This window comes from Saccharothrix sp. NBAS 001 (assembly GCF_056640475.1).
On record NZ_CM153251.1, the window covers coordinates 216,146 to 241,134 of the forward strand.

General features: G+C 72.3%; 21 protein-coding genes. 11 read left to right on the forward strand and 10 right to left on the reverse strand.

All coding sequences use genetic code 11. The features are described from left to right. Nucleotides 1-7: 7 nt before the first annotated feature. The 3 genes from AC0HI0_RS01070 to AC0HI0_RS01080 form a co-directional block, all read right to left on the reverse strand. Nucleotides 8-970, reverse strand: coding sequence for a hypothetical protein (locus AC0HI0_RS01070; RefSeq protein ID WP_480930326.1), 963 nt, complete (start codon nucleotides 968-970; stop codon nucleotides 8-10). Further along, nucleotides 967-2,178, reverse strand: coding sequence for an MFS transporter (locus tag AC0HI0_RS01075; protein WP_480930327.1), 1,212 nt, complete (start codon nucleotides 2,176-2,178; stop codon nucleotides 967-969). Before AC0HI0_RS01075 ends, AC0HI0_RS01070 begins: the two co-directional genes overlap by 4 nt. Before the next feature lie 70 nt (nucleotides 2,179-2,248). Next, nucleotides 2,249-3,649, reverse strand: a complete 1,401-nt coding sequence (locus tag AC0HI0_RS01080; RefSeq protein WP_480930328.1) for a CBM96 family carbohydrate-binding protein — start codon at nucleotides 3,647-3,649, stop codon at nucleotides 2,249-2,251. 184 nt (nucleotides 3,650-3,833) lie between these two features. On the opposite strand from AC0HI0_RS01080, the gene AC0HI0_RS01085 reads away from it, so the two are divergent. Beyond that, nucleotides 3,834-4,997, forward strand: a complete 1,164-nt coding sequence (locus AC0HI0_RS01085) for a saccharopine dehydrogenase family protein (RefSeq protein WP_480930329.1) — start codon at nucleotides 3,834-3,836, stop codon at nucleotides 4,995-4,997. Here AC0HI0_RS01085 and AC0HI0_RS01090 read toward each other — a convergent pair whose 3' ends face one another. Next, the gene (locus AC0HI0_RS01090; RefSeq protein WP_480934228.1) at nucleotides 4,998-5,858 is read right to left on the reverse strand and encodes a LysR family transcriptional regulator ArgP; all 861 of its coding nucleotides are present in this window, start codon (nucleotides 5,856-5,858) and stop codon (nucleotides 4,998-5,000) included. Between the two features lie 71 nt (nucleotides 5,859-5,929). Between AC0HI0_RS01090 and AC0HI0_RS01095 the strand changes: the two genes are divergently transcribed. The 7 genes from AC0HI0_RS01095 to AC0HI0_RS01125 all read left to right on the forward strand — a co-directional run bounded on the left by AC0HI0_RS01095 (nucleotide 5,930) and on the right by AC0HI0_RS01125 (nucleotide 14,440). After that, nucleotides 5,930-6,517 (forward strand): LysE/ArgO family amino acid transporter, encoded by a 588-nt coding sequence (locus AC0HI0_RS01095; RefSeq protein ID WP_480934229.1) that lies wholly within the window; start codon nucleotides 5,930-5,932, stop codon nucleotides 6,515-6,517. Nucleotides 6,518-6,925: 408 nt separating this feature from the next. Next, entirely contained in the window at nucleotides 6,926-7,318 is a 393-nt protein-coding gene (locus AC0HI0_RS01100) for a YegP family protein (protein ID WP_480930330.1), read from the forward strand. Between the two features lie 98 nt (nucleotides 7,319-7,416). Beyond that, nucleotides 7,417-8,403, forward strand: a complete 987-nt coding sequence (gene pstC / locus AC0HI0_RS01105) for a phosphate ABC transporter permease subunit PstC (RefSeq protein ID WP_480930331.1) — start codon at nucleotides 7,417-7,419, stop codon at nucleotides 8,401-8,403. 10 nt (nucleotides 8,404-8,413) lie between these two features. After that, nucleotides 8,414-9,523, forward strand: coding sequence for a phosphate ABC transporter permease PstA (pstA, locus tag AC0HI0_RS01110; RefSeq protein WP_480930332.1), 1,110 nt, complete (start codon nucleotides 8,414-8,416; stop codon nucleotides 9,521-9,523). Beyond that, a complete protein-coding gene (locus AC0HI0_RS01115) occupies nucleotides 9,520-11,109 on the forward strand; it encodes a substrate-binding domain-containing protein (RefSeq protein WP_480930333.1) in 1,590 nt (529 codons plus the stop codon). The genes pstA and AC0HI0_RS01115 overlap by 4 nt, the downstream gene beginning before the upstream one ends. Then, nucleotides 11,109-13,598 (forward strand): hypothetical protein, encoded by a 2,490-nt coding sequence (locus AC0HI0_RS01120; protein WP_480930334.1) that lies wholly within the window; start codon nucleotides 11,109-11,111, stop codon nucleotides 13,596-13,598. The genes AC0HI0_RS01115 and AC0HI0_RS01120 overlap by 1 nt, the downstream gene beginning before the upstream one ends. Then, nucleotides 13,595-14,440, forward strand: a complete 846-nt coding sequence (locus tag AC0HI0_RS01125; RefSeq protein ID WP_480930335.1) for a sortase domain-containing protein — start codon at nucleotides 13,595-13,597, stop codon at nucleotides 14,438-14,440. The genes AC0HI0_RS01120 and AC0HI0_RS01125 overlap by 4 nt, the downstream gene beginning before the upstream one ends. A 76-nt stretch (nucleotides 14,441-14,516) precedes the next feature. On the opposite strand, the gene AC0HI0_RS01130 is transcribed toward AC0HI0_RS01125, so the two are convergent. The 5 genes from AC0HI0_RS01130 to AC0HI0_RS01150 all read right to left on the reverse strand — a co-directional run bounded on the left by AC0HI0_RS01130 (nucleotide 14,517) and on the right by AC0HI0_RS01150 (nucleotide 19,619). Further along, complete coding sequence (locus tag AC0HI0_RS01130) at nucleotides 14,517-15,464, reverse strand: hypothetical protein (RefSeq protein ID WP_480930336.1); 948 nt, start codon at nucleotides 15,462-15,464, stop codon at nucleotides 14,517-14,519. A gap of 44 nt (nucleotides 15,465-15,508) precedes the next feature. After that, nucleotides 15,509-16,447: a hypothetical protein gene (locus AC0HI0_RS01135; RefSeq protein WP_480930337.1), complete on the reverse strand. Its 939-nt coding sequence runs from the start codon at nucleotides 16,445-16,447 to the stop codon at nucleotides 15,509-15,511. A 25-nt stretch (nucleotides 16,448-16,472) separates the two neighbouring features. Continuing rightward, entirely contained in the window at nucleotides 16,473-17,432 is a 960-nt protein-coding gene (locus AC0HI0_RS01140) for a hypothetical protein (RefSeq protein ID WP_480930338.1), read from the reverse strand. A 67-nt stretch (nucleotides 17,433-17,499) separates the two neighbouring features. Continuing rightward, nucleotides 17,500-18,537, reverse strand: a complete 1,038-nt coding sequence (locus tag AC0HI0_RS01145; protein WP_480930339.1) for an esterase-like activity of phytase family protein — start codon at nucleotides 18,535-18,537, stop codon at nucleotides 17,500-17,502. Between the two features lie 89 nt (nucleotides 18,538-18,626). Next, complete coding sequence (locus tag AC0HI0_RS01150) at nucleotides 18,627-19,619, reverse strand: hypothetical protein (RefSeq protein ID WP_480930340.1); 993 nt, start codon at nucleotides 19,617-19,619, stop codon at nucleotides 18,627-18,629. Between the two features lie 216 nt (nucleotides 19,620-19,835). Between AC0HI0_RS01150 and AC0HI0_RS01155 the strand changes: the two genes are divergently transcribed. Then, nucleotides 19,836-20,648, forward strand: a complete 813-nt coding sequence (locus AC0HI0_RS01155) for a phosphate ABC transporter ATP-binding protein (protein WP_480930341.1) — start codon at nucleotides 19,836-19,838, stop codon at nucleotides 20,646-20,648. A 168-nt stretch (nucleotides 20,649-20,816) separates the two neighbouring features. Here AC0HI0_RS01155 and AC0HI0_RS01160 read toward each other — a convergent pair whose 3' ends face one another. Further along, entirely contained in the window at nucleotides 20,817-21,884 is a 1,068-nt protein-coding gene (locus AC0HI0_RS01160) for an epoxide hydrolase family protein (protein WP_480930342.1), read from the reverse strand. A 116-nt stretch (nucleotides 21,885-22,000) separates the two neighbouring features. Between AC0HI0_RS01160 and AC0HI0_RS01165 the strand changes: the two genes are divergently transcribed. Further along, a complete protein-coding gene (locus AC0HI0_RS01165; protein WP_480930343.1) occupies nucleotides 22,001-22,396 on the forward strand; it encodes an MmcQ/YjbR family DNA-binding protein in 396 nt (131 codons plus the stop codon). Beyond that, the gene (locus AC0HI0_RS01170; protein ID WP_480930344.1) at nucleotides 22,396-24,981 is read left to right on the forward strand and encodes an NACHT domain-containing protein; all 2,586 of its coding nucleotides are present in this window, start codon (nucleotides 22,396-22,398) and stop codon (nucleotides 24,979-24,981) included. The genes AC0HI0_RS01165 and AC0HI0_RS01170 overlap by 1 nt, the downstream gene beginning before the upstream one ends. Nucleotides 24,982-24,989 lie beyond the last annotated feature (8 nt).

The following is a 24,989-nucleotide window of genomic DNA, read 5'->3' on the forward strand; positions in this document are numbered from 1 at the left end:
TCCGGGTTCACAGCGGCGCGGGCGAGTTGGCCTCCTGGACCAGGACGCCCGGCGTGCCGGTGGCGTCGGCGGGCACGGTCCAGACGTCGTTCACGCCGTCGCTGCGCTGCATCCCGTACGCGATGGTGTTCTCGTCCAGCCACGCCGGCTGGTCGTCCACGCTCCGCGTCTCGGCCAGCGGCGTGACCGCGAGCGTCGCCAGGTCCATGGTCGACAGCCGCCACCCCTGCTGCGGGTCGCCGTTGACCGCCGCCTTGTACGCGATCCGCTTGCCGTCCGGCGACAGCGAGGGGCACTCGACGTTCTCCGCCAGCGCCTTCACGGTCCGGGCCGCGAAATCGCCCTCCATCAGGTACCGGTGTCCACCGGTCGACATCGTGGCGTAGAACCTGTTGTCGTCGGCGGCGAAGGTGACGCCCCAGTAGTTGCGGTCCGCCGCGCGCACCGGGATGCCGTCCACAATGGACTGGAACTCCTCCAGCGAGGTCACCAGCGCGCCGGATTTCGTGTCCAGGATGCCGGTGCTGGTGGAGAACCCGTTGGCCGCGTAGGAATGGCCGTCCACGAACAGCGTCCACGCCACCATCCGGCCGCTCGCCGACACCCGCGCCCGGTTCGGGAACCCGATCAGCGGCACGGTCTTCAGCTCCCGTCGCGCCGCGTCCAGCACGGCCAGCTCGCCGGCCTTCAACGCGCTCACCGGCCGCAGGCACGCGGTCGTGCCACCGGCGGTGTACGCGCGGTCGCACCGCTCCTCGGTCACCTCGCGCGGCCCGGACGGGTCGGTGCGCGACACCGCCGACAGCCGGCCGTTGCTGAGCACCTGCACGCGCGGACCGGTCACCGTGCCGGACTCGATGTCGGGTTCGGGCGCGGCGGACAGCGCGGTGTAGCCGACCGCGACCCCGCCCAGCAGGAGGGCCGCGGCGGCGGTCACGGCGATTCGGGCACGGGTCGACAACGTGGTCACGGGCGGCGTCCCAACAGTGCGGCGGTGGCGGCGAGGGCGAGGGCCACCCCGAAGGCGGCCAGGCGGGTGGCGGTCTCGGGGCCCCAGAACTGCCAGGCGAGGCCGAACAGCACCGACGACCCGAGGTACGCCAGCGCCTGCCCGCTCTGGACCAGCGCGATCCCGGTGGTGCGCAACCGCTCCGGCAGCAGCGGACCGGCCAGGGCCATCAGCACGCCGTCCGTCGCGGCGTAGAAGACGCCGTACAGCAGCAGCACCGAGGCCACCAGCGGCCACCCGCCGAACGGGCCGAAGATCAGCAGGTACACCGCGATCAGCGCGCCGTAGCCGCCGAGCACCACGGGCAGCCGGCCCACCCGGTCGGCCAGCGCGCCCAGCGGCGCGGCCAGCAGCAGGTAGACCAGGCTGGTGCCGACCGCCAGCAGCGGGAACCAGCCGATCGCCAGCCCCTCCCGCTTCTGCAGCAGCAGGTAGACGAACCCGTCGCCGATGGTGGCCAGGCCCAGCACCGACGCGGCCAGCACCAGCCGCCGGACGCCCTTGTCCCGCAACAGGTCCGCGACGGCCGCCGGCCGGATCGGCGTGCTCGGCACCGACGACCGGTGGTCGCGCACGAACATCACCAGGATCACCACGCCCAGCGCGGCGACGCAGAAGCTCGTGACGAACACGGCGTCGAACGACTCGGCCGCCGCCGCGAGCACGGCCAGCGCCACCAGCGGCCCGATGAACGCGCCGATCCCGTCCATCGCCCGGTGCACCCCGAACGCCCGCCCGAGGTCGCCCGCCGGGGTGGACAGCGTGATCAGCGCGTCCCGGGGCGCGGTGCGCAACCCCTTGCCCGCCCGGTCGGCGGTGATCACCGCGCCCAGCAGCGCGGTGGACGTGCCGGCCGCCAGCAGGCCGAGCTTGGCGACCGCGGACAGCCCGTAACCCAGGCCCGCCACCGCTTTGCGCTTGGTCGTGCGGTCGGCCAGGTAGCCGCCGACCAGCCGCAGCAGCGTGGTCGCCCCGGTGTAGACGCCGTCGATCACGCCGTACGCGGCGGGGCTGAGCTGGAGGCCGACGACCAGGTAGAGCGGCAGGACGGCGGTGACCATCTCCGAGGAGACGTCGGTGACCAGGCTGACCGCGCCGAGCGCGAAGACGTTGGCGCCGACGCCTTTCCAGCCGCCGGTCTTCGGGCGGTCGATGGTGGACAGGTACACGGCAGGACCTTCCTTTCCAGGCGCGAGGGGTGCCGCACCCGGCCGAGGGGACCGGGTGCGGCGGCCGGGATCAGTGACAGGCGGTGGTGCCGCTGTCGGTGAAGGACTTGCCCGCCTCGGGCACGAACTGCCAGTCGAAGCTGTTGCTGTGCAACGTCAGCTTCAGCACGCCGTAGGTGTCGCTGTTGCGCACCTCGCTGTTGGGCTTGATGGTGCCGAAGCTGTAGTGGCTGGCACCGCCCATGCCCGCGACGAAGGAGCGGATGCCCCGGGTGGTGTCGAGCGCGCCGCTCGGGTTCTGCGGGGCGAAGCGCTCGTACTGGTGGTTGTGGCCCCACAGCACCAGGTCCGCGTTGTTGTCGTAGAGCGCCTGGAACAGCGGGCGCGTCGACGTCGACGGGGCGTGGTTCGCGCCCGACGTGAACAGCGGGTGGTGCCAGTACGCCGCGGTGCACGGCTTGGTGTTGGCCGCCAGGTCGTTGCGCAGCCAGGTCTCCTGCGCCGAGCCCGCCGACGTGCTGATGTTGGAGTTCAGCGAGACGATGTGCCAGTTGCCCAGGTCGAACGAGTAGTAGCCCTGGCCGGACGGCCCGGCCTGCGCGCCGAAGTACCCGTAGTAGCCGGTCGCGCCGCTGGTGTTGTAGTCGTGGTTGCCCGGCGACGGCCTGGTGCGGGCCTTGTGCCTGCCCCAGGTCGGGTTGTAGTAGTTGTTGAACTCGGTGGTGGTGCCGTTGTCGTAGACGTTGTCACCGGTGGTCCACACGGTGCCGGCGATGTTGTCGAGCAGCGCGGCGGTCGCGCTGTCGCCCGAACCGGAGTTCGAGATGTCGCCCGCGCCGACGAACACCGGGTCGGCCGACTGCGGCGGCGTCGTGGTGGTCGTGGTGGTCGTCGTGCCGGTGGTGACCACGAGCTGCGGGGCGGTCGCGCCGGTCTCCCGCGAGTCGTAGTCGGCACCGTCGCTGTCGGCCGAGGTGACGCCGAACCCGAACGTGCCGTTGCCGGTGACGTAGGAGGTCACGTCGACCTCGTACCAGGCGTTGCGGGACACCGAGCCGAGCGAGCCGAGCGTGGCCCCGTCGATCGCGGGCTGGTTGTTCCAGGTGACACCGGTCTCCGACCACGTGGTGTCGGCCGTCGACTTGACCGTGCCCCCGCTGGGGCTCTGCGAGCCCGAGACGTCGTCGGTGTGCAGGCGCAGCTTGGCGCTGGTGACCGCACCGGAGACGCCCGAGACGCCGAACTTGAGGAACAGGCGCTTGACCGGCGAGTTGTCCACGCCGAGCTGGCCGGACGAACCGTAGTTCGTGCCGGTCGCGGAGTTGTCGACGTAGGTGTCCGCGGACGGGGTGAAGGTGGTGGTGGCGGCCGACGCGGCGGGTGCGTTGTCGGACGAGGCAACGATGGTGAGGGTCGTCGCGATGAAGACGCCGACGGCGACCACCGCGATGGGGGCCCTGCGACCTGGCATGCCGTAACCCTTCGCTTGCGTGTGTTCGGGACAAGGGCTTGGCGAACGGTAGGGACGCGTGAGCACGGTGGAGTGATCGCGCGGCGGCAGGACGGTGAACGGCGGACAAACGCCGTTACCCGCTGCGTTACTCCGCATACGTGCGGTCGTTGAACAACGTGACGGAGTCTCGGGAAGGCGGCGGATGTACGACGTTGTGCTGTTCGGGGCCACCGGGTTCACCGGCGGGCTGACCGCGGCGTACCTGGCGGCGCACGCGCCGGAGGGCACTCGGTGGGCGTTGGCGGGGCGCAGCCCGGCGAAGCTCGCGGCGGTGCGCGACCGGTTGGCCGCGATCGACCCGGCGGCGGGGGAACTCGACCTGCTGACCGCCGACGTCGCCGACGACCGGTCGCTGCGGACCGTCGCCGAGTCGGCGCGGGTCGTCGCCACGACGGTCGGGCCGTACGCGCGCTACGGCGACGGGCTGGTGGCGGCGTGCGCGCGGGCCGGCACGGACTACGTCGACCTGTGCGGCGAGCCCGAGTTCGTGGACCGCACGTACCTGCGCCACCACGCGACGGCCGTGGAGAGCGGCGCGCGACTCGTGCACTCCTGCGGCTTCGACTCGATCCCTTACGACCTCGGCGCGTACTTCACCGTCCGGCGGCTGCCCGAGGGCGTGCCGATCTCGTTGGAGGGTTTCGTCAGCGCGTCGGCGACGTTCTCCGGCGGCACGTTCCACTCGGCGGTCACCGCGTTCTCCCGGCTGCGCTCCTCGGCGGAGGCGGCCCGGGCGCGCCGGCGGGTCGAGGGGCGGCCGGTCGGGCGGATCGTGCGCGGGCAGGTCGGGGCACCCCGGTACGACCGCCGGGTGGGGGCGTGGGTGCTGCCCGCGCCGACCATCGACCCGCAGGTGGTGCTGCGGTCGGCGGCGGCGCTGGACCGGTACGGCCCGGAGTTCCGCTACCGCCACCACCTCGCGGTGCGCACGCTGCCGGTGGCGGCGGGCCTGGTCGGCGCGGTGGGCGGGCTGGTGGCGCTGGCCCAGCTGCCGCCCGCCCGGAAGTGGTTGCTGGAGCGGAAGAAGCCGGGGGAGGGGCCGTCGGCGCGGGAGCGCGCCCGGTCGTGGTTCCGGGTCGAGTTCTTCGGCGAGGGCGGCGGGCAGCAGGTGGCGACCGAGGTGTCCGGCGGCGACCCGGGGTACGGCGAGACCGCGAAGATGCTCGGGGAATCCGCGCTGTGCCTGGCTTTCGACCACCTGCCGGAGACGCGCGGGCAGGTGACGACGGCCGTCGCGATGGGCGACGCGCTGACCTCCCGCCTGGTCGGGGCGGGGATCCGGTTCGAGGTGCGCCGGCCGTGGTGACTACAGTTGGTGCAGCTCCGCCTGGGCCGCGCGGAAGACCACGTCGGCGACGCGTTGCAGCGGCGGTGAGTCGAGTTTCCACTGCTGCCAGTACAGCGGCACGTCCACCGGGTCGTCCGGGTACAGGTGCACCAGGCGGCGGTGCCGCTTCACCTGGTGCTCGCTGAGCAGCGCCCAGCCCGCGCCCGCCGCCACGGCGTCCTCGAACACCGGGCCGTCCGGCAGGTGGTGGCGGTGGCCGGACGCGGGCCGGCCGGTCATCGAGCGGCAGAACGCGTCTTGTAGGTCGTCCTTCTCGTCGAACACCACGACCGGGAGGTCGGCCAGGTCCCGGCCCCGCCACCGCTTCGCGAACGCCGGGGCGGCCACGGCGTGGTACCGCATGCCGCCCAGCGGCCGGACCCGGCACCCCTGCACGGGCTGCGGGGTCGACGTCACGGCCGCCACCACCAGACCTCGGCGCAGGGCCTCGGCGGTGTGGTCCTGGTCGTCGCGCAGCAGGCCGAGCACGATGTCCTCGTCGTGCGCGAGTTCCTTGACCACGGCGCGGAACCACGTCGACAGCGAGTCGGCGTTGACCGCGACCTGGACCGGCGTCGGCCGCTCCACCAGGCCCAGACCGGTGAACGCGTCCTGTTCCAGCAGCGCGAGTTGGCGGCCGTAGCGGGCGACGACCGCGCCGGACGCGGTGAGGCGCGGTGGTTTCGCGCGGACCAGGAGAACCCGGCCGGTGCGTTGTTCGAGGGCTTTGATGCGCTGGCTGACCGCCGAGGGCGTGACGTGCAACGCCTTGGCCGCCGCGTCGAACGTGCCCTCGTCCACCACGGCCAGCAGGGTGCGCACCGACTCCGGATCGAGCATCACAGCTGCTAATGATACTTGAGGAACTGTAGCTGGCCTTATCGAGAGGCGGTTCGTAGCGTGGCGGCGTGATGTACGCGCTGCTCGCCGGACTCGGTGCCGGACTGTCCCTGATCGTCGTCATCGGCGCCCAGAACGCCCTCGTGCTCCGGCAAGGCGTTCTGCGCCAACAGGTTCCGGCGATCGTGGCGATCTGCGCGGTCTCGGACGCGCTGCTCATCGCGCTGGGCGTCGGCGGCGTCGGCGCGGTGCTGACCGCGTGGCCGCCGGCGTTGACCGCCGTCCGCTGGGTCGGTGCCGCGTTCCTGATCGGCTACGGGGTGCTCGCGGTGCGCCGGGTGCTGCGGCCGGCGGCGCTGCGGATCGGCGGCGCGGCGTCGGCGGCGATCCTCACGTGCCTGGCGCTGACCTGGCTGAACCCGCACGTCTACCTGGACACCGTGCTGCTGCTCGGCACCGCGTCCACGTCGTTCGGCGACGACCGGTGGTGGTTCGGGCTCGGCGCGATGACGGGGAGCGTGCTGTGGTTCGGCGCGCTCGGGTTCGGCGCGCGGTGGCTGTCCGGGGTGTTCGCGCGGCCGTCCGCGTGGCGGGTGCTGGACGGCGCGGTGGCGCTCGTCGTGACGGCGACCGGGGTGTCCCTCCTGCTCGGCGCGTGAGGGCACCGGCCGGAGCCGTGCGTCCGGGAGGACTGCGTGTACTTCTGCGCATCGCGCGGCGTCCCGCGTCGGGCGGGCCTGGTCGGCGGGAATCCTTGCCGCGCAGGGGATCACGAACAGCGCCGGATTCGGGCCTGGTCGCCCTTTTTGCGGCCTGTGCGGCAGGCGGCGGAAAGTATCGGCACCAAAAGTACCTACCGTTGCGCCGGTCGGTGGACAGTTTGCCGATCAAGAATCTCTATGTGCCAGGCGTTAACCGAGCGACCATGTGGCGCTCACCTCCCGTCCTTCGTTCCGTGCTCTGACGCCGTGATGGTCCCCCCTCAGGGGCAGCCGCTTGAGGGGGCGGTTCGTCCCGAACGGGGACCGGTCCATCCGTCGCGACCGGGTCCGACTGGGAGGACGTTCGTGGCGCGTTTTCAGTGCTACCGCACCGGGGAAAGCGGTGTCCGGTGGCGTTTGCTGGGCGGTAACAACAGAGTGCTCGGGGTCGGGGTCCGCCTGCACCCCGAGCACCTCGACGCGCTGACCGAGATCGAGCTGGTCCGCGCCGGCGCGACCTCGGCGGCGTTCGTGATCGAGCACGCCGACAACGGGTCGTGGTGGTGGCGGTTGTCCGGGCTGGCCCGGTCGGCGCAGGGCTTCGCCCGCCGGGTGGACGCGGAACTGGCCGCCGGCCGGTTCCGGGGCCGGGTGGCGCTGGCCGAACTCGACCCGGTGCTGGCCGTGTTCCAGCCCGGGAAGCGGGGTCGGTCCAGCCGGGGTCGAGCGGACGTGTGGCCGCAGCGACCTGTTGGTTGAGTGTTCACCCATCTGGTGGACCGCTGTCATCGCGCGGGTTTTCCCTTGCCCTGCTTGATGAACGCGATCCTCCGCCGCGATCGAAGGAGAACCGACCCATGACGGCCGCACCCGACCGGCCTCGCGTCATCACACCCGCGACGCCGGTCGGCGACAAGGTGTTCCGGGGCGCGGTGCGGTTCAGCGGCGTGCTGGTCCTGCTGATCATGGGCGGGATCGGCGTCTTCCTGGCCTACCAGTCGATCCCGACCCTGCGCGTGCTGGGCTGGAGCTTCTTCACCGAGAACCTGTGGCGGCCCGAGTCCAACCGGCTGGGCATCCTGTCCATCGCGCTGGGCACGTTGCAGGTGGCGACGGTGGCGATCGTGATCGCGGTGCCGGTGGCCCTGGGCACCGCGCTCTACATCTCCGAGTACGCGCCGCTGAGGCTCAAGCGCACGCTGGTCGCCCTGCTGGACCTGATGGCGGCGGTGCCCAGCGTCGTGTACGGCCTCTGGGGGTTCTTCTTCCTCCAGGAGGAGATCATCTACCTCGCCCGGTGGTTGTCGACCTACCTCGGCTTCCTGCCGTTCTTCGAGGTGCGCACCAACCTGGACGCCGCGGTGTGGGAGAAGTCCGCCTACACCTCGTCGGTGTTCATCTGCGGTGTCGTGGTGTCGATGATGGTCGTCCCGATCACCGCGTCGGTGATGCGCGAGGTGTTCTCCTCCGCGCCGCCCGGCGAGCGGGAAGCCGCGCTGGCGCTGGGTTCCACCCGCTGGGGCGTGGTCCGCTCGGTGGTGCTGCCGTTCGGGCGCGGCGGCATCATCGGCGGCACCATGCTCGGCCTGGGGCGCGCGCTGGGCGAGACCATCGCCGTGGCGCTGATCATCTCGCCCGCCTTCGACGTGAAGTTCCGCGTCCTGGAGAAGGGCGGCAACACCATCTCCGAGCTGATCGCGTTGCGGTTCGGTGAGTCCAGCCCGTTCCAGCTTTCCGCACTGCTGGCCGCGGGTCTGGTGCTGTTCCTGTTCACGTTGCTGATCAACGTGCTGGCTTCGACGGTCGTGGCGCGCAGCCGCAGTGGCGCCTCGACGGAGATCTGAGGACTTGTCGATGACAACGCTCGCCGAGCCCGAACCCGCCGTGACGGCCGACCGGCGGGACCCGGTGCCCGAGCAGGTGCCGCGCCGGATCGGCGGACGCACCCTGGACGACGTGCTGGCCGCGGCCGGCTCGGCGTTCGGCGCGCTGGCCATGGTCTGGGTGCTCTACGAGAACCTGCTGCCCACGTCGGGGAAACTCGGCTTCGTGGTGTCCTGGTACCTGGTGTTCCTGCTGTTCTACGCCGGGGTCACGGCGCTGCGCCACCCGCGCACGGTGATCGCCGACCGGCTGGGCGCGGCGGTGGTGCACGCGCTGGCCGGGCTGCTCGGCCTCGGCCTGGTGCTGGTGGTCGGGTTCACCTTCGTGCGCGGGGCGGAAGCCCTGGGGCACAGCAACTTCTGGGTGTCCGACCTGAGCGGGGCCGGGCCGCTGGACCCGCTGACCGAGGGCGGTGTGCTGCACGCCCTGATCGGGTCGCTGGTGCAGATCACCATCGCCACCGCCATCACGCTGCCGCTGGGCGTGGCCTGCGCGGTGTTCCTCAACGAGGTCGGCGGCCGGCTCGCCCGCCCGGTGCGCACGGTCGTGGAGGCGATGACCGCCCTGCCGTCCATCGTGGCCGGCCTGTTCATCTACGTCACGGTCCTGGTGTTCGCGGGCTTCCAGCGCAGCGGCCTGGCCGCCGCGCTGGCGATCAGCGTGATGATGCTGCCGATCATCGCCCGCGCCGCCGAGGTCGTGCTCCGGGTGGTGCCCAACGGGTTGCGCGAGGCCAGCCTGGCGCTGGGCGCGTCGCAGTGGCGCACGGTGTGGCGGGTGGTGCTGCCCACCGCGCGGCCGTCGCTGGCGACCGCGCTGATCCTGGGCATCGCGCGCGGGGTCGGGGAGACCTCGCCGGTGCTGCTCACCGCCGGGTACACCACCTACCTGAACGCCGACCCGACATCCGGTCCGATGGTCTCGCTGCCGCTGGTGACCTACACGCTGGCCCGGTCGTCGGAGAAGGTCGACCAGATCCGCGCGTTCGGCGCGGCGTCGATCCTGCTCGCGCTCGTGCTGCTGCTGTTCGTGACCGCGCGCGTGGTCGCGCAGCGGTCGACCAAGGGGGGACGTCGGTGAAGCGCCTGCTGCTCGTGGTGCTGGTGCTGTTGGTGTCGGCCGCGCCGGCCGAGGCGGCCGAATCCTATTACCCGATCCGGGGATCGGGTTCGTCGTGGAGCGAGAACGCGATCAAGCAGTGGATCGCCGACGCCAGCACGATCGGTCTGCCGGTCAGCTACTCGGGTTCGGGTTCCAGCGCGGGCCGGCTGGACTTCGCGCAGAAGATGAACGACTTCGCGGTGTCCGAGATCCCGTTCCAGGGCACCGACCCGACGACCGGCAACGCCGACGACTCCGGCGGCCGGCCGTTCGCCTACATGCCGATCGTCGCCGGCGGCACCTCGTTCATGTACAAGATCACGATCAACGGCCAGCTGGTGCGCAACCTGCGGCTGCGCGGCGAGACGGTGGCCAAGATCTTCACCGGCGCGATCACCGACTGGTCCGACGACCAGATCACCGCCGACAACAACGGCCGCCGGCTGCCCGGCAAGCGGATCGTGCCGGTGGTGCGGTCGGACGGCTCGGGCACCACCGCGCAGTTCACGCTGTGGATGTCCAAGCAGCACTCCGGCCAGTACTGCCCGTTCTTCGCGCAGTACGTCGACGCGAACAAGCCGTGCGGCCTCACGTCGTACTACCCGACGTTCGGCAACGCGGTCGCCCAGGTCGGCTCGTCGCAGATGGCGGGCTACATCTCCGCCGAGTACGGCGAGGGCGCGATCGGGTACGTCGAGTACTCCTACCCGCGCGCGCTCAACTACCCGGTGGCGAAGATCAAGAACAACGCGGACTTCTTCACCGAGCCGACCGACACCAACGTCGCGGTCGCCCTCCAGTACGCCCGGATCGAGCAGGACCCCACCAAGCAGACCTACCTGACCCAGATCCTGGACGACGTCTACAACAGCGCCGACGCCCGCACCTACCCGCTGTCGTCGTACTCGTACATGATCCTGCCGACCTCCGAGGACGGGAAGGTCACCCGGCAGTCCGGCCGGTCGCTGGCGAAGTTCGCCCGCGACTTCCTCTGCGGCGGCCAGCAGCACATGGGCAAGCTCGGCTACTCGCCGCTGCCGCTGAACCTGGTCCGCGCCGGTTTCGAGCAGGTGGCCAAGGTGCCGGGCGCCGAACAGGCCACGCTGACCCCGAAGGACTGCAACAACCCGACCTTCGACCCGAACGACCCGGACAGCAACCGGCTGGCCAAGATCGCGCCGATGCCCAAGGACTGCGACAAGGCGGGCCAGGGCCCGTGCGGCACGGCCGGCGGCGGGACCGGCCAGGGCGAGGCCGACAACCGCCAGGGCAACAGCCAGAACGGCCAGAACGGGCAGCAGGGCACCGCCGACAGCGACGGCGACGGGGTGCCGGACCCGGTGGCCGGGATCGACCCGGTGACCGGCGAGCAGGTGGGCAACAACCAGAACACCAACGGCAGCACCACGGGAAGCGCCACCGAGTTGGCCGCCGCCCGCTCCGCGAGCACCGACACCGCGCTGGCCGTGCTGGCCGCGGTCGAACTGGTGCTGGTGCTGATCGTGCCGACATTCGTGGCTCGCGCCGTGCGGCGCAGGCGGGCCCGGCAGGGGAGTGGACTCTGATGCGCAGGACCGTCCTCTTAGGACTCGTGCTGACCCTGGTGTGGTTGTCCGCGCCGTTCAGCTCGGCCAGCGTGGTCGCGCCCGCGCCCAACGCGCAGCCTGTGACGGTCACCCAGGACCTGGACCAGTATTACGAGTCCGGCGTCGCCCACCGGGGCTCGGTGACCGTGTCGCAGACCGCCGACCTGGTGCGGCAGCGGGTTCGGGTGTCGTGGTCGGGGCTGCGCCCCACCGCGCAGTCCGGTGACAGCGCCGCCTACCCGGTGGTGATCATGCAGTGCTGGGGCGACGCCAACCAGGTCGACCAGCAGCGCTGCTGGGGCGCCCGCCGCAGCATGGAGCCCGCCACGTTCAACGACAACCGCCCGTGGGACCGGGTGGCCTTCGGCGACTACGGCGACGACAGCGCGAACCTGTCCACCGTCATGTCGTTCACCGCCCGCGACGGCCAGCGCTACTCGTGGGACGAGGTGCAGCTGGGCGACAACGGCAAACCGGCCGCGTGGCCGGACGGCTCGGTCAAGTCCGGCAAGTCGCCGGACCACTCGGCGGAGACCAGCAACTACGTGATGCCCCCGACGCTGCGCGCGGAGACCCGGGCGGACGGCACCGGCGCGACCGACATCGAGCTGCTGCCCGGCTCCGACCTGCCGAGCCTGGGCTGCACCGAAGCGGACGCGTGCTCGCTGGTCGTGGTGCCCATCGGCGACCCGCACTGCCAGCCGGAGGACCAGATCCTGCTCGACGAGTGGAAGGAGGGCTGCCTGCCCACCTCCACCTCGTCGGTGTTCCGCGACGCCTCCACCTGGAAGACCCCGACCAACTGGGAGCGGCGTTTCGTCTTCCCGCTGGCCTTCCGCAAGACCCAGCAGGTGTGCGCGTCGGACACCCGCCCGGAGACCGGCGTGGCCGGATCCCCGTACCTGTCGCAGCTGATGGCCAGCTGGCGGCCCAAGTTCTGCACCGACAGCGGCCTGTTCAAGCTCGGCTACACCAGCCTGGGCGAGGGCGAGGCGCGCCGGCAGTTCTTCACCAACCTGACCGAACGGCGGGCCGACGGCGTGAACGCGGTGCTCACCGCCCGGTCGCCGGACACCGACGCGCCCGCGCCGGTGGTCTACGCCCCGGTCGCCACCACCGGCTTCGCGGTGGGCTTCCTGGTGGACAACTCCGACCACGTCGAGATGACCACGCTCAACCTGACACCCCGGCTGCTGGCGAAGATGCTCACCCAGTCCTACACCGCCGAAGCGCCGGGGATCGAGAACCACCCGTCCATCTCGAAGAACCCGAAGTGGTGGGGCGCGGACAAGGAGTTCACCGAGGCCAACGGCAAGGTGACGCTGGGCACGCTGGGCATCTCGTCGTCCACCTACCCGGTGTTCGTGCAGGGCGACCTGGACATGACGTGGGCGCTGACCTCCTACATCGCGGCCGACCCGGCGGCGGTGGCCTGGTTGGGCGGCGCCCCGGACGAGTACGGCATGGTCGTCAACCCCAAGTACCGGTTGCAGCGCCTGCCGTACGCGCAGTTCGAGTTGCGCGACGACTGGAAGGTGCCGAAGGACGCGCCCGCGTACAAGGACCAGCTCTGGTTCAACCTCGTGGCCAACCAGGTGGGTTCCGTGGTGAGCGCGGCGATCGCGCTGGTGCAGGCCCAGCCGACCGCGACCACGCAGGAGAGCCAGAACGCGCAGGGCCAGACGGTCTACAAGCGGCCGGAGCGCCAGCCGAGCGGCAGCCGAGCGCTGCTGGCGATCACGGACCTGGCCGACATGTCGGTGTTCGGGTTGCGCTCGGCCGGTTTGAAGACCCCGACCGGCGCGTTCGTCGCGCCGAGCCGGGAGGCCCTGGCCTACGGCCTGCGGGCGACCACGATCGACCCGAAGACCGGCATCCTGACCATCGACCAGTCCAAATTGGACGCCCAGGCCTACCCGGGCACCGCCGTGGTGTACGCGGGCGTGCCGACCAGCGGGCTGCCGCAGTCCGAGGCGAGCCACTACGCCACGTTCCTGGAGTTCGCGGCGGGTCCGGGCCAGGACTACGGCACCGCGCTGGGCAACCTGCCCGGCGGTTACCTGGCGCTGAGCGATCCGCTGCGCGAGCAGACCCGCAACGCCGCCCGCGCCGTGCGGGAGCAGAAGGGCGAGGTGCCCAAGCCGCCGGACTCGGTGCTCCGGGACCCGGCGGGCGGGCTGCTGCCGCCGGCGGTGAACCCGGTGCTGGGCAACCCGGTCGCGCCACCGGCACCGGCCGACACCCCGGCCGTCGCGGCCACGCCCACCACTCAGCCGAGCGCCGCGCGGCCGGTCACCAGCGTGGCGACCCGGTCGGACACGTCGTCGTTCGGGCGGTGGCTGTTGCCGTCGCTGCTCGGCCTGGGGCTGCTGGCCGGCGTGCTCGCGCCCGTGGTGTCGGCGGCGGGCACGCCCGGCCACCCGGCGCGCCGGTGGCTGGGCCGGGTGCTGCGCCGGGGTGGCGCGTGAAGTCACCGCTGGAGATCGTGCTGCTGCGGCGGGTCCTGCTGCTGCTCTCCCTGCTGCTGCTGGACTTCGCGGCCTACCTGCTGCTGGTGGGCCCGATCCGGTACGAGCGGGGGCAGGACCTGCTCTACGACCGGGCCCGTGAGCAGCTGGCCGCCATCGAGATGCCGAGCAGCGGCGAGATCGCGCCCGGCGAGCCCGTGGCGGTGCTGGAGATCCCGGGGCTGCGGCTGACCCAGGTCGTGGTGGAGGGCACGTCCGGGGGCAACCTGGACGACGGCCCCGGCCACCAGCGGACCACCGCGCTGCCCGGGCAGGCCGGGGTGTCGGTGGTGATGGGACGGGCGATCACCTCCGGCGGGCCGTTCGGCGAGGTCTCCGCGCTGCGCGCCGGCGACGAGATCGTGACGACCACCGGCCAGGGCCGGTTCACCTACCGGGTCGACGGGGTGCGCCGGGACGGCGACCCGACACCGCAGCCGGTGGCGAAGGGGCGCGGCCGGCTGGTGCTGGTCACCGCGGAGGCGGAGGACTTCCTCGGCCTCCCGCTGAGCGCGGAGCGGTCTATCTACGTCGACGCGTCGCTGCTGGACCAGGCCGCACCGTCGGGCGCGCGGCCGTCCACCCTCCTGCCGGAGGAGAAGGCGATGCGGCACGACCCGACCGGCCTGGTGCCGCTGGTGCTGTGGCTCCAGGTGCTGCTCGCGTCGGTGGTGGCGGCGGTGTGGACCGTGCTGCGCTGGGGCCGTTGGGAGACCTGGCTGGTGGGCGCTCCGGTGCTGCTGGCCACGTCGTGGCAGGTGTTCCAGCACGCGTCGGTGGTCCTGATGCCCAACCTGCTGTGAGCGGACGCCGTCCGGCGCACCGGACGGCGTCCTCCACTTCCCTCAGGTCAGGCGAGGTCGATCGGGTCCCGCAGGGTCACGTCCCGCAGTTGGCATTGAGGCGGAAGCCCTGCGCCACGACGGTGTTGTTCGCCGCCGCGTTCGCGCACAGCCAGCCGGCCGGGCCGAAGGCGGCCTGGATCTTGGCCTGCGGCCATTCGGTCTTGCGGAACACGTCGTACAGCGTGTGGTGGTAGCCGGTGATCCCGCTGCCGGTGACGAGCTGGCCGGTGGCCGGGTTCACCTGCGCCATGGCGTTCGGCGGCAACCCGATGGGCCGCACCGAGTCGTCCACGGTGTTGACCTTCAGCCCCGGCACGCCGATCGCCCGGGCCACCGAGAACGGCACGATGGCGTTCGGGTCGCCGATCAGCGGTGTCGGGTCGTGCGGAACCACCGGGTTGCCGCCGAACGTCGTCTTGGCGCACGATCCCGGTGTCGTGACACCGATGTTGCGCAGGAACAGCGCGGCGGTGTCACCGTAGGCGGGCAGGTAGGCGTTGGCGACGCACGCCGGACTGCCGAAGGCGGAGTTGTAGATGTCGTACAGCGCCGCCGTGGTCAACGTGGTGGCCACGTTGCTGGTGGTCGCGGTGGCGTACGTCGCGGTGTCGTCGGCCAGCCGGCGGAACGCGTAGGGGCTGGTCGGGCTGTCCGCGATGAAACGCCGGCAGCGCACGAAGTCCAGGCTCGGGATCGCGATCAGCGCGGTGAGGCCCTCCTCGCACGTCTTCGGCCTGCTGATCGGCGGCGCGCCGGTCTTGGGGACGATCGGCGAGCCGCCGAACGCGTCCCACGAGTACACCTTGTTCGACGGCGGCGGGACTTTGCCGTCGTAGCCCGAGGCCAGCGCCCCGACCAGGCGCTCACCGACCTCGTCGCCGACGCCGACGACGCTGTTCGCCGGGGGGACGACGGGAGGGTCGGCCTGTGCCGGCACCGCGCCGGCGAGCACCAACAGCAGTGCGATCACTGATGTTCGCAACGGTTTCTCCTTGGGGGAAGGATCGTGCCGCGTCCGTGTTCTGCTCACGCGCCGCAGCTGGGGTCCCGCCGGAAGCCGTGCGAGACGATGATGCTCCTGGCGACCGCGTTGGTGCACATCCAACCGAGCGGGCCGAAGAAGGCCGAGTACTTCGCCACCGTCCGGTCGGCTCGGCGGATCACGTTGTACAGCGTGCGGTGGTACCCGACGATCCCGCCGACCGCGACCGGTTGCCCGGTGGCCGGGTCGACCCGGCTCGTGACGTTGGGCGGCGAGCCGACCGGCCGCACCGAGTCGTCCACGCTGTTCAGCTTCAGGCTCGTCACGCCGATCGCCCGGGCCACCGAGAACGGCACGATCGCTTTCGGGTCGCCGGCCACGGGTGCCGGGTCGTTCGGAGCGACCGGCGCGCCGCCGAACGTGTCCTTGGCGCACGTTCCCGGTGTGGCGACACCGATTTCCTGGAGGAACAGCAACGCCGTGTCGCTGGAGCCGGGCAGGTAGGCGGTGTAGGTGCACGCGGGCGAGCCCGCCGCCGCGCTGTAGATGTCGTGCAGCGCCAGCGTGCTCAAGGTCGTCGGCACGACGCTGGTCGCGGCAGTGGCGTAGGTGGCGGTGTCGTCCGCGAGCCGGGCGTAGAAGAACCGGGTGTCGTCGCTGTAACGGGCGCAGCGGACGAAGTCGACGTCCCGGCTCGTCGCCAGGAGGGTGAGGCCGTGCGCGCACGTCCGGGGCCGGCTGATCTGGGGCGCTCCGACCTTGGGCGTGATGATCGCGCCGCCGGTGCTGCCCCAGGAGTAGACCGGGGCGGCCGGCGCGGGGCTCTTGGCGTTGTACGTCGAGGCGAGCGCGTCCATCAGGCGTTCGGTGATGTCGTCGCCGACGCCCACCAGGGCGTTGGTCGGTGGGGTGAAGGGCGGGTCGGCCTGCGCCGGCACCGCGCCGACCAGTGCCACGAGCAGGGCGATCACGAGAACTCGCATGGTTTCTCCTTCCAGGGGAACGGGATCAGGCTCCGCACGCGTAGTTGCGGCGGAACCCCGTCGCGACGAGGTCGGCGTTGGCCGAGGTCGACGCGCAGAGCCATCCGCCGTGGCCGAAGATCCGCTGGTAGCGGGGTCCGGGCCAATCGGCCTTGCGGAACGCGTGGTACAGCTCGCGGTCGTACCCCACGACGCCGCCGGTCGGGACGAGCTGACCGGTGCCGGGGGAGATCCGGGCCACGGGGTTCGCGGGCACGCCGGCCGGGCGCGCGGAGTCGTCGATCGTGTTGGCGCGCAAGCCCGGGACGCCGATCGACCGGGCCGCGGAGTGCGGCACCAGGGCCAGCGGGTCGCCGAGCACGGGCGTGGCGTCGTCGGTGCGGACGGGCACGCCGGCGAACGTCGTGCGGGCGCACGTCCCCGGCGTCGAGACCCCGAGGCTGTTCAGGAACAACGCCTGGGTGTCCGAGCCGAGCGCGGGCAGGTAGGCGTGGTACGGGCAGTCGGGCGTGCCGGCGGTCGCGCTGTACAGCCGGGCCAACTGGAGCGTGGTCAACGTGGTCGGCACCGCGCTGCCCGTGGCCGTGACGTACACGGTGGTGTCCTTGGCGAACCTGCGGAAGACGAACGGGCTGTCGCTCGTCTCGGCGATTTTCCGCTGACACCGCGCGAAGTCCACCCCCGAATCGGTCTGGGACAGCAGGACGAGCCCGTGCGAGCACTCCGCGGGCCGCACGATCGGCGGGCGGCCGGATCGGACCGTGATCAGCGGCGTGCCCACCGAGTCCCACGAGTGGAGCCGGTCGGCCTGGGGCGGCACCTCGCCGTTGTAGTGCTGCGCCAGCAGGTCGAGCAGCTGGTCGGTGGTCCGGTCGCCGACGCCGACGACGTCGCCCGGCGCGGGCACCACGCCGTTCCAGGGGTCGGCGTGGGCGGGCAGCGCGCTGGACAGCACCAGCGCGAGCACCGCTGCGACGAGTCGCATGGAATTCCTCCTCACAACCAGGAAGGGGCCTCCCGAACGGTCGGGAGGCCCCTCGGTGCACCGGAGTTCAGCTCAGCCGCACCTTGACGGCGATGAGCTGGGTGCGCTTGTAGGACTTGAGACCGTTGTCCGACACGAACACCAGGGTGCGCGCGCCGTCCGAGAGGGTCGGCCCCCAGGTGACCGCCTCCAGATCCTCGACCTTGGACAGGCCGAGCGCGGTCAGGTCGAGCACCAGCCGCTTGGGCGCGGCCACGTAGGTCTGGCCGACCAGCGAGGGCAGGTCGGCGACGTTCGTGGCACCGAGGGCGAAGTCGACCTCGTAGAGCTTCGCGGAGTTCACGCCCGCCTGCTCCAGCACCAGGAACCTGCTGTCGCCCGCGGCCAGGATCTCGCTGATCCCGTTGCCCGCCACGGCCTCCGGCTGGTACCCGAACTGGACCAGCGGGTCGCCGCTCGCGCGGTCGTGCAGGGTGAGCCGGACGGCGGTGCCGTCCTGGGCCAGCGGGCCGCGCAGGGCGGTCAGCACCTGCGTACCGTCCTCGGTGGTGGCCAGACCGGACAGCGACTTGCCGCGCTGCGCGCCCACGCCGTCCGCCGCGACCTTCTGCACGTCCGGCGTGGCGAACTGGCCGACGTACGAGCCGTTGCCGGCCGCCTCGCGGACCGCCGGGTCGGCCTTCAGCGCGGTGGTGCGCTCGCCCGCGTCCGCCCACAGCACGTGGCCGGTCGCGGCGTCGTAGCGCAGCGCCTGCGGGTCGACGCCGGCGATCTTCGAGCCGTCCGCCTTGCGCAGCTTGCTCACGCCGGTCAGCGTGGGCTTCGGGCAGTTGCCGGTCAGCGAGAAGCTGCCGGTGTAGAACCGGGCGTTGGCGCGGTCGTCGGACAGCAGCCGGAAGCTGCCGCTCGCCGCGTCGTAGTCGACGCCGGTGATCCCGCCGACGGTGGTGCCGGCGTATCTCGTGCCGCCGGACAGGCTGTGCTCGCCGATCAGGCTGAACTCGTAGCCGGGAACGGTGATCGGGGCCGCGCCCTGGGCCTGGGCGGCGGTGGGGAGGGCGACGGCGATCGCCGCGGCCACACCGACTGCTGCGATGGTGCGCATGGGATGTCCTTTCTCGGGGGATGTTCTCGTTCGGGTGCGGGCGAGCCCGGCGACCACTGGAGGCCGCCGGGCTCGGTTCGGGTCGAGCGTCAGTTGCGGTCGATGCCGCAGCCGCCGGCCAGGCGGAAGCCCGCGGCCTGGACGGCGTTCTTGGCGTTGGTGTTGGTGCAGATGTAGCCCAGGGAGCCGAAGTAGGCCGAGTACTTGGCGACGGTCTTGTCCGCCTTGCGGATCACGTTGAACAGCGGGCGGTCGTAGGCCACGACGCCACCGGTGGCGACCTCCTGGCCGGTCGCCGGGTTCACCCGCGCGGTCACGGCCGGAGCCTTGCCGACCGGGCGGACCGAGTCGTCCACCGTGTTGACCTTGATGGTGGTGATGCCGACGGCGCGGCCGACCGAGAACGGGGCGATCGCGGTCGGGTCGCCGATCAGCGGCGCGGGGCTGTGCTCCTGCACGTCCACGCCGTTGAACTTGTCCTTGGCGCAGGTACCCGGCGAGGACACGCCGATGCTGGCGAGGAAGAACGCCCGGGTGCCGGAGTTGGCCTGCGGCAGGTAGGCGGTGTACTTGCACGCCGCGCTGCCCGCCGCCGAGGAGTACAGCTCGTTCAGGGCGAGGGTGGTCAGCGTGGTGGGGACGGTGGAGGTCGACGCGGTCGCGTAGGTCACGGTGTCCCGGGCGAACTCGATGAAGGCGAGGCCCGCCTCCGTGCCGTCGGTCTTCGGGGTGCGCGAGGAACGCGCGTAGTCGACGGTGGTGTGCGCCGTGTCGGCGAGCAGCGCGGTGATGCCGGCCCCGGAGCCGTTCGGCCGGGTGATCGGGGTCGCGCCGGTCTTGGTGGTGATCGTGCCGCCGCCGGTGGCGTGCCAGGAGTAGACCTTCGAGGCCGGGGTGGGGGTCTTGGCGTTGTACAGGGTGCCCAGGGTCTGGGCGACGTCCTGCGTGGTGTCCGAGCCGACGCCGACCAGGTCGGTGGCGGCGGGCGTGCCGGACGGGTCGGCCTGCGCGGTGCCCGCGAGCATCGCGAACGCCGCCGCGCCCGCGACCAGCACGGCGGCCTTCTTCAGGGTGGAGCGCATCGGGAAATCTCCTTGTCCCTCAACGATTTCCTGCCCCCCGGATGGGGCGAGGAGAACGTTGCCGCACGTCAACAAGGGGTAGCCACCTCGCATCGGGGAAGGTTGCGCTCTCGCCCCTCACCCAGGTGGTGAACGCACAGCCAACTCGGCGACCGGCCATGTCGGGTGAACGCCGAGTTAACCGCCGCGCCCGGTGCGCTGCCTACCCTCGCGCCCGTGCAGCAGACCGAAGTGGACCTCGGGCCGGTGGTGACCGGGGCGACCCTGGACGCGGTGGACGTGACGGCGTGGTTCGGGCAGCGCAAGGTGCTTGACCGCGTGTCGCTGACCATGGAGGCCGGCACGGTGACGGCGCTGATCGGCCCCTCGGGCTGCGGCAAGTCGACGTTCCTGCGCATCCTCAACCGGATGCACGAACTGGTGCCGTCCGCCGCGCTGGCGGGCGAGGTCCGGTTGGACGGCACGGACATCTACGAACCCGGCCGCCCGATCACCGAGACCCGCCGGCGGATCGGCATGGTGTTCCAGAAGCCCAACCCGTTCCCGGCGATGTCCATCGCGGACAACGTGACCGCGGGCCTGAAGCTCACCGGCACGTCGGCGTCCCGGTCCGAGCGGGAGGCGCTGGTCGAGGAGTGCCTGACCCGCGCGGGCCTGTGGAACGAGGTCCGCGACCGGCTGCGGCAGCCCGGCGGCGCGCTGTCGGGCGGCCAGCAGCAGCGGCTGTGCATCGCGCGGTCGCTCGCGGTGCGCCCGGACGTGCTGCTGATGGACGAGCCGTGCTCCGCGCTGGACCCGACGTCGACCCGGCGGATCGAGGAGACCATCGCGGAGCTGCGGACCCTGGTGACGATCGTGATCGTCACGCACAACATGCAGCAGGCGGCCCGGGTTTCGCAGCGCTGCGCGTTCTTCCTGGCGGAGCAGGGGACTCCGGGCGTGATCGTGGAGCAGGGCGGTACGGACGCGGTGTTCAACTCGCCCGAGGACCAGCGCACGGCCGACTACGTGCACGGGCGCTTCGGCTAGGCAGCGTCCTGCAGGCCCGTGATCAGGTTGCCTGGTGGTCATGGTGAGTCGACCGGCAGGTGGTCGACGCGATCCCGGGGCGAACTGGATTGGATCACCGCGTCTGGGCGGTGGGGGAACCGTTGTCGCCGCCCACCGTCGTGCGCGGCCACCGGGCACACCCTGCGGTCAGCGGAGTTCGGCGAAGAACGCGCGCACGTCGGCGACCAGCAGGTCCGGCGTCTCCATCGCCGGGAAGTGGCCACCGCGGTCGAACTCCGTCCACCGCCGCAGGTCGAAGGACTTCTCCACCACGCCGCGCACCGGCAGGATGATGTCGCGCGCGAACACGGCCACCCCGAGCGGCACGGGGCACGGGGTTCCGCCGCCGGTGGACTCGCGGGCGAGCCGCAGCGCGGACCCGGTGGTCCTGGTCAGCCAGTACATCGCCACGGTCGCGATCAGCCGGTCGTCGTCCAGCCCGGACGCCGGGTCCACCCACTGGTCGAACCGGTCGGCCACCCAGCCGAGCAGGCCGACCGGCGAGTCGGTGATCCCGTAGGCCACGGTCTGCGGCCGGGTCGAGTGCAGCACCTGGTAGCCGGGCCGCTGCGCGAGGAACCGCTCGATCGCCCCGACCCGTTCGAGGTCCCGCGCGGACAGCCCGTCGGTGCTCGCGGGCGGGGGCGTGGGCAGGTAGTTCACGTGCACGCCGACCACCCGGTCCGGCGCGATCGCGCCCAGCGCCCGGGAGATCCCGGAGCCGAAATCGCCGCCCTGCGCGCCGTAGCGGTGGTAGCCCAGGCGGTCCATCAGCACGGCCCACGCGCGGGCGACCCGCTCGACGCTCCAGCCCCGGTCGTGCGTGGGACCGGACGGGCCGAAGCCCGGGATGGACGGGACGACCAGGTGGAAGTCCCGCGAGAGCGGCTCGATCACGTCGAGGAAGTCCAGCACGGTGCTGGGCCAGCCGTGGGTCAGCACCAGCGGCAGGGCGTCCTCGCGGGAGGAGCGGACGTGCAGGAAGTGCACCCGCTGGCCGTCGATCTCGGTGGTGTGCTGCGGCCACGCGTTGAGCGCCGCCTCCTGGGCGCGCCAGTCGAACGCCTGCCAGCGCGCGGCCAGCTCCCGGGTCCGGGCCAGCGGCAGGCCGTAGCCCTCGCCGGGTTCCGGTTCGGGCCAGCGGGTGCGGGCCAGGCGGTCGCGCAGGTCGTCCAGGTCGGCTTGCGGGACGTTCAGCTCGTAGGGCTCGATCACGTCGACTCCGTTGGTCTCACCAATGTTGGTGACGCCAACGATAGCTGCAAATGTTGGTGTTGCCAACGATGGTGTCGCACGGGAGCGCCGACCGCGCGCGCGGGCTATCGTGCGGCATGGCCACCTGGGACGACGTGCGCCGACTCGCGACGGCGCTGCCCGACGTCACCGAACGCCCGTCGCACGACGGGATGCCCGCCTGGCGGGTGAAGGACAAGCTGTTCGTCTGGGACCGGCCGCTGCGCCGGCGCGACCGGGAGGAACTCGGCGCGGACGCGCCGGACGGCCCGATCCTCGGCGCGAGCGTCCCGGACCTGGGCGTGAAAGAGGCGCTGGTGGCCGACGACCCGGACGTCTACTTCACCATCCCGCACTTCGAGGGCTACTCCGCCGTCCTGGTGCGGCTGGACCGGATCGACGTGGCCGAGCTGGCCGAGCTGGTCACCGAGGCGTGGCTGTGCAAGGCCCCGAAGCGGCTGGCCGCCCGGTTCCGGGCGACGCTCGACGACTGATGCGCCGATTACCCCTCGTCGTCGCCGCCACCTGGCTGACGGTACTGGTCGGACTGCTCACCAACCTGGTCACCGGCGACTCGCCGCCGTGGTGGCTGTGGGTGTTGTGGGCGGCGGGAGCGCTCGCGCTGACCGCCGTCGAACTGCGCCGTCAGCGCGGGTCGTGGTCGTTGCTCGGCGGCGCGCCCGAACCCACGCCGCGCGACCGGGCACGGGCGTTGCGCCGGTCGGGCGAGCACGTGGCGGCGGCGCTGCGCGAGGAGTTCGCCGCCGTGCGGCCGCTGGCGTTGAGCGTGCGCGCGGGCAACGACGTCTCGGACTCGTTGGTCGCGGCCTACGACGTGGACGAGTCGCTGCTGGTGCTCGGTGCCGCCGGGGCCGGCAAGAGCACCGAACTGCTGCGGCTGGCCCGAGTCCTGGCCCGCCGCGCCGAACGCGCGAACCGGGTGCTCCAGCCCGTGCCGGTGGTGCTGTCGCTGGCCGGGTGGGGACGTCGCCGGCGCTTGCTGCTGCGCCGTGGCGGACCGGACGGGCCGCCGGCGCTGCTGGACTGGCTGTTGGCGCAGGCGCGGACCCGGTACGGCGTGCTGCCGGACGTGGCGCGGGCGTGGTTGAGGCAGCGGCAGCTGGTGCTGTTGCTGGACGGCGTGGACGAGGTGCGCGCGGACCTGCGCGCGGCGTGCGTGAAGGCGATCAACGAACTGGCGAACGACCCCGCCGCGCCACCGCTGGTCGTGACCTCCCGGACCGGCGAGGTGGAGGGGCTGGCCCTGGCCCGCACGGCGACCATCGAGCCGTTGACGCCGGAGCAGGTCGAACGAGGTCTCGGCGCGCTCGCCGGCGAGTTGCGCGACCTGGTCGACACGCCGCTGTGGCTGCGCGTGGCGCGGACCGCCGGCCGCCGCTCCGCCGACCCGAGGCGCGACCTGCTCGGCGGCTACCTCGCCGAACTGCTCGACCGGCGCGGCGGGAGCCCGGCGGAGCGAATCCGGCTGGTGCGCGGGATCGGCCTGCTGGTCCGGGCCGCGGAACGGACCGACGACCCGGGTGCCGTGCAGACCCGGCCCATCGGCCCGCTGCCGGACGAGGTGGCGGTCGCGATGCGGCGGTGGGTGACCCCCGCCCTGGTCGCGGGCCTCCTGACGACCGGGGCCGTGCTGCCGCTCGCCCGGCTCGGCGGCTTGGCGGCCGGGCTGTCGGCGACCGCGGTCGTCACCGCGTTCGCGTGGGCGCTGCGCCGGACGCCGCGCGACTCCTGGGGCACGCGCTACGCGGTCGACCCGGTGCGGACCCGGGCCCGCCGGCTCGTCGGCGCGGCGGGCGGGCTGGTGCTGGGCGCGGCGGTCGGGCAGGTGCTCGGCTCGACCACGGTCGTGCAACCGGCGAATCCGCAGTCGGTCGTCCTCCTGGTGACGACCTACATCACGGTCACCGCGTTCATCACCGTTCAGTACAACCACCCCGGATTGCGGGGGTCGCGGGCGGTGGCGATCATCGCGACGGTCTTCCTCGTGGGCGTGTACGGGTCGGCGATGCTGCTCGACGCGTTCACGTTCCTGCCCGCCGGGCTCTTGGCGGGGCTCATCCTGGGCGTGTTGTGCGCGATCTGCTGCCGGGCCGTCGTGGACGCCTCCGAGGGTGGTGTGCGCTCGCGTTTCGGGTCGGTCCACCGGATCGGCTGGTGGGCGCCGGTGGCGGCGTCGGTGGGCGGCCTGCTGGCGGTCGGCGGCGCGTGGCTGGTCGGCCCGCCGATGTCGGGTCCGGTCGCGATGCCGTTGCTGGGCTTGGTGGTCGGTCTCCTGGGCGGCTACCCGCTCGCGCCGTTGACCGCGTTGGCGGTCGGCGTGTGCTGGTGGGGCCCGGCGGCGGCGTGGGCCGGGGTGTTGCCGTGGCGCACCCGGCGGTTCCTCCGCGAGGCCGCCTCGTGCGGCCTGGTCGCCGCCGACGGCAGGCGGTTCCGGTTCCCGCACCTGGTGCTGCGCGACCACTTGCGGTCGGTGGACCTGGTGGACGGCCGGGTGCGCGCCGGGTCGGCCGGTGAGCCGCGCGAGGAGGTGCTGGAACGGGTGGTGCGGCGGCTCGGTGCGCGCCCGGTGGACGTCCCGAGGCTGCTCGACCCGACTCGGCGCTTCCAGGTGTCCACGAGTCCGTTGCAGGAACTGGACATCAGCGGGAGCCGACTGGTGGTGTGCGGTCCGGCGGCCGGGACTTCCGCGGTGCTGCGGGAGATCGCCCACGTACTGGTGGACAAGGCGCGTGCGGACGCGACGGAACCCGTCGCGGTGCTGGTGGATTTCGCCACGTGGCCGGGACCGCCCGTGCCGGGGGTGGTGCGGCCGTTCACCGCGTGGCTGCTGGGCCGGCTGCGGGAGGACTACGGGATCGACCCGGACACCGGGCTCGCCTGGCTCGCCGACCACCGGCTGGTGCCGCTGGTCGACGGCCCGCCGGCGGACCGGGCGTGGTACTTCACGGTGGTGCAGGAGTTCCGGCGCGCCTACCGGGGCCTGCCGATCGTGCTGGCGGGCGGCGCGCACGACGGCGACGCGCCGGAGGGCATGGTCGCCGTCGTGGTCGCCGAGTGACGCGGCGC